This window comes from uncultured Aquincola sp. (assembly GCF_964001545.1).
In the GTDB taxonomy this organism is placed as follows: Bacteria; Pseudomonadota; Gammaproteobacteria; order Burkholderiales; family Burkholderiaceae_C; genus Aquincola.
The window spans coordinates 1-3,842 of record NZ_CAXFDV010000017.1; the positions used below are offsets into that span (position 1 = coordinate 1).

Annotated in this window: 4 protein-coding genes and 1 pseudogene; all 5 read left to right on the forward strand. The window is 68.1% G+C overall.

Translation table 11 applies throughout. The annotated features are described in order from the left end of the window. On the forward strand, positions 1–1,580 hold a 1,580-nt coding region (locus tag ABNT58_RS00540; protein WP_348751565.1), incomplete at its 5' end, for a cbb3-type cytochrome c oxidase subunit I. A 35-nt stretch (positions 1,581–1,615) separates the two neighbouring features. Then, complete coding sequence (gene cyoC / locus ABNT58_RS00545; RefSeq protein WP_348751566.1) at positions 1,616–2,257, forward strand: cytochrome o ubiquinol oxidase subunit III; 642 nt, start codon at positions 1,616–1,618, stop codon at positions 2,255–2,257. Between the two features lie 21 nt (positions 2,258–2,278). Continuing rightward, positions 2,279–2,671 carry a cytochrome o ubiquinol oxidase subunit IV gene (gene cyoD, locus ABNT58_RS00550; RefSeq protein ID WP_348751567.1) on the forward strand — a complete coding sequence of 131 codons (393 nt, stop codon included), beginning with the start codon at positions 2,279–2,281 and terminating at the stop codon, positions 2,669–2,671. Positions 2,672–2,692: 21 nt separating this feature from the next. Beyond that, entirely contained in the window at positions 2,693–3,469 is a 777-nt protein-coding gene (locus tag ABNT58_RS00555; RefSeq protein WP_348751568.1) for an SURF1 family protein, read from the forward strand. Between the two features lie 134 nt (positions 3,470–3,603). Next, positions 3,604–3,842 (forward strand): annotated as a pseudogene (locus ABNT58_RS00560) (hypothetical protein); the annotation flags it as partial.

Sequence of the window (3,842 nt, forward strand, 5' to 3'; positions counted from 1 at the left end):
ACAACTTCAGCTTCTGGATGACCGCCGGTGGCGCGGTGCTGATGATGCTGTCGCTGTTTGTCGGCGAATTCGCGCGCACCGGCTGGCTGGCCTATCCGCCGCTGTCGGGCATCCTGGCCGATCCGGGCGTGGGGGTGGACTACTACCTCTGGTCGCTGCAGGTGGCGGGGGTGGGCACCACGCTGTCGGGCATCAACCTGATCGTCACCATCGTCAAGATGCGGGCGCCCGGCATGAGCCTGATGAAGATGCCCATCTTCACCTGGACCAGCCTGTGCACCAACGTGCTGATCGTCGTGAGCTTCCCGGTGCTGACCGCCGTGCTGGTGCTGCTCAGCCTGGACCGCTATGTCGGCACCAACTTCTTCACGACGGAGCTGGGCGGCAACGCCATGGTGTACGTCAACCTGATCTGGATCTGGGGCCACCCCGAGGTCTACATCCTGGTGCTGCCGGTGTTCGGCATCTTCTCGGAGGTGGTGTCCACCTTCTGCAGCAAGCGCCTGTTCGGCTATGCCTCGATGGTGTACGCCACGGTGGTGATCACCATCCTGTCGTACCTGGTGTGGCTGCACCACTTCTTCACCATGGGGTCGGGGGCGAGCGTCAACTCGTTCTTCGGCATCACCACGATGATCATCTCGATCCCGACAGGGGCGAAGATCTTCAACTGGTTGTTCACGATGTACCGCGGCCGCATCCGCTTCGAGGTGCCGATGCTGTGGACCATCGGCTTCATGGTCACCTTCGTCATCGGCGGCATGACCGGCGTGCTGCTGGCGGTGCCCCCGGCCGACTTCGTGCTGCACAACAGCCTGTTCCTGATCGCGCACTTCCACAACGTGATCATCGGCGGCGTGGTGTTCGGCGTGTTCGCCGGCATCACCTACTGGTTCCCGAAGGCCTTCGGCTACAAGCTCGATGCGTTCTGGGGCAAGTGCTCGTTCTGGTTCTGGTTCGTGGGCTTCTACTTCGCCTTCATGCCGCTGTACGTGCTGGGCCTGATGGGCGTCACCCGCCGCATGAGCCACTTCCAGGACATGAGCCTGCAGATCTGGTTCCAGATCGCCGCCTTCGGCGCCGTGCTGATCGCGCTGGGCATCGCCTGCTTCATCATCCAGCTGGTGGTGAGCTACCTGCGCCGCGAGCAGAACCGCGACCTGACCGGCGACGCCTGGGGCACCGGCCGCACGCTGGAGTGGAGCACCGCCTCGCCGCCGCCCGACTACAACTTCGCCTTCACGCCGGTGGTGCATGAGCGCGATGCCTGGCACCACATGAAGGAAGTCGGCGCCGAACGTCCGCTCAACGGCTTCCAGCCGATCCACATGCCGTCGAACACGGCAGCGGGCGTGGTCATCGCCGCGCTGTCCACGGTGATGGGCTTTGCGCTGGTGTGGCACATCTGGTGGCTGGCGGCGGCCTCGTTCGCGGCCGTGGTGATCTCTGCCGTGGTGCACACCTTCAACTACCACCGCGACTACCACATCCCGGCCGATGCCGTGACCCGCAGCGAAGCCGAGCGCACCCGCCAGCTGGCCGCGCTGGGCCTGGCCACGCCGCAGCAGGCCAGCGCCTGAGCGCGCGCCGCGACAACCGATCCAAGGACCTTTCCATGACGGCCATTACGCATGCGGCGGTGGATGCCAACGGCGCCCCGCTGAAGTTCTACGACGACGGCAGCCACCACCCGCAGCAAGGCACGCTGCTGGGCTTCTGGCTGTACCTGATGAGCGACTGCCTCATCTTCGCGATCCTGTTCGCGGTGTTCGCGGTCTACGGCCAGAGCTACGCGGCCGGCCCCTCGGGCGCCGACCTGTTCGACCTGCCGCTGGTGGCCGTGAACACGGCCATGCTGCTGCTGTCGTCGATCACCTACGGCTTCGCGATGATCGCGATGAACCAGCGCAAGCAGGGCCAGGTGCTGGCCTGGCTGGCCATCACGGGCCTGTTCGGCCTGGCCTTCGTCGGGCTCGAGCTGTATGAGTTCCACCACCTGATCCATGAAGGTGCCGGCCCGCAGCGCAGCGCGTTCCTGTCTTCGTTCTTCGCGCTGGTGGGCACCCACGGCCTGCACGTGAGCTTCGGCATCCTGTGGCTGGTCACGCTGATGATCCAGGTCAAGAAGCTGGGCCTGACCACCGCCAACCGCCGCCGCCTGATGTGCCTGTCGATGTTCTGGCACTTCCTGGACGTGATCTGGATCGGCGTGTTCACGTTCGTGTACCTGATGGGCTCCATGCCCCCGGCCGTCTGACTGACCTGAAGGAGCCTTGCGATGGCTGCGACGCACGACACCCACGCTGAGAACCTGGACCACCCGCACCACGACCATGGTGAGCCGGAGTACCACGCCACCTACAAGGGCTACATCACCGGCTTCCTGCTGTCGGTGGTGCTCACCGCCATTCCGTTCTGGCTGGTGATGGCCAAGGTGCTGCCCACGCCGGGCATCACCGCCGCCGTCATCCTGGTGATGGCCGCTGTGCAGGTGGTGGTGCACATGGTGTACTTCCTGCACATGAATGCGCGGGTGGAGCAGGGCTGGTCGCTGCTGGCGCTGGTGTTCACCGGGGTGCTGGTGATCATCATGCTGGCCGGCTCGATCTGGGTGATGCACCACCTGAACACCAACATGATGCCGGTGCACGACATGCGCACCCGGCCCTGACGGGCCCAAGGAGCACCGGTCTTGACCGAACGCCCTGGCCGTACCGGGGGCGTGCTGCGCATCGTGGTCTGCCTGGCCGCCTTGCTGGCGGCCGCCGGCTTCGTGGCCCTGTCGGCCTGGCAGTGGCAGCGCCTGGCCTGGAAGGAAGCGCTGATCGCGCGGGTGGAGCGCCAGCTGGCCGCCGCGCCGCAGCCGTTGCCGCCGGCCAGCGCCTGGCCCGGCATGAGCCGCGAGGCCGACGAATACCGCCCCGTCACGCTGCAGGGCTGGCTGGAGCCGGAGCACGAGATCCGCGTGCTGGCCAGCACCGAGCTGGGCCGCGGCCAGTGGGTGATGGTGCCCCTGCACCTGGCCGCCGGCGGCCGGGTGTGGCTCAACCGCGGCTTCGTGCCCGAGGCGCTGGGCCGCCGCCCTGCCGCCTTGCCGGCCGGCGCGCCGCAAGCCCAGGTGACGGTGACCGGCCTGCTGCGCTTCAGCGAAGCCGGCCAGTGGCTGTGGCAGCGCAACGATCCCGCCGCCGGTCGCTGGGTGGGGCGTGAAGTACCCGCCTTGTCGCAGGCCGCCGGCATCAACGCGGCGCCTTTTTTCATCGACGTGGCGCGCGACGGCGAGCATGCAGCCGGTGTGGCGGCGCCTGCGGCCGGCAGCAACTCGGTGGACGTGCCGCAGGGCGGGCTCACCGTGCTGCACTTCAACAACAACCACCGCGGTTATGCGCTCACCTGGCTGGCGCTGGCCCTGGGCAGCGTGGTGGCGGCGGTGCTGCTGTGGCGCCACGCGCCGGCCCGCGGCACATGAGTGATCCGGGCGCGCCGGCCTTGTGGCGCGCACGGTCTTGCACCAGGCGCCGGCCGGCCGCGTAAGCTGCCCCCTCCGCGCGGCTTGGCTGCCGCGCCTTGCGGCTTGACCGCCCCACACGCCTGAACCTGTCCATGCCCGGTTTTCGACTCGCCCCCTTGCCGCCGTGGTGGCCCTGGCGCAACAGCGCGCCCGACGAAGGCCAGGGCGGGCCCGGCGGCCCGCAGCCCGACCCCGCGCGTGGCGATTCGCCGCTGGTCGACGACCCGGCGCTGACGCCCGACGCCCGCGCCGGCCGCAGCAACCTGATGCAGCTGGTGCAGCTGCGCTGGCTGGCCGTGGGCGGGCAGCTGCTCACGGTGCTGATGGTGCA

Coding starts and splice junctions, on each gene's coding strand:
- cyoD (WP_348751567.1), top strand. CDS start 2,279: ATGGCTGCGACGCACGACACCCACGCTGAGAACCTGGACCACCCGCAC.
- cyoC (WP_348751566.1), top strand. CDS start 1,616: ATGACGGCCATTACGCATGCGGCGGTGGATGCCAACGGCGCCCCGCTG.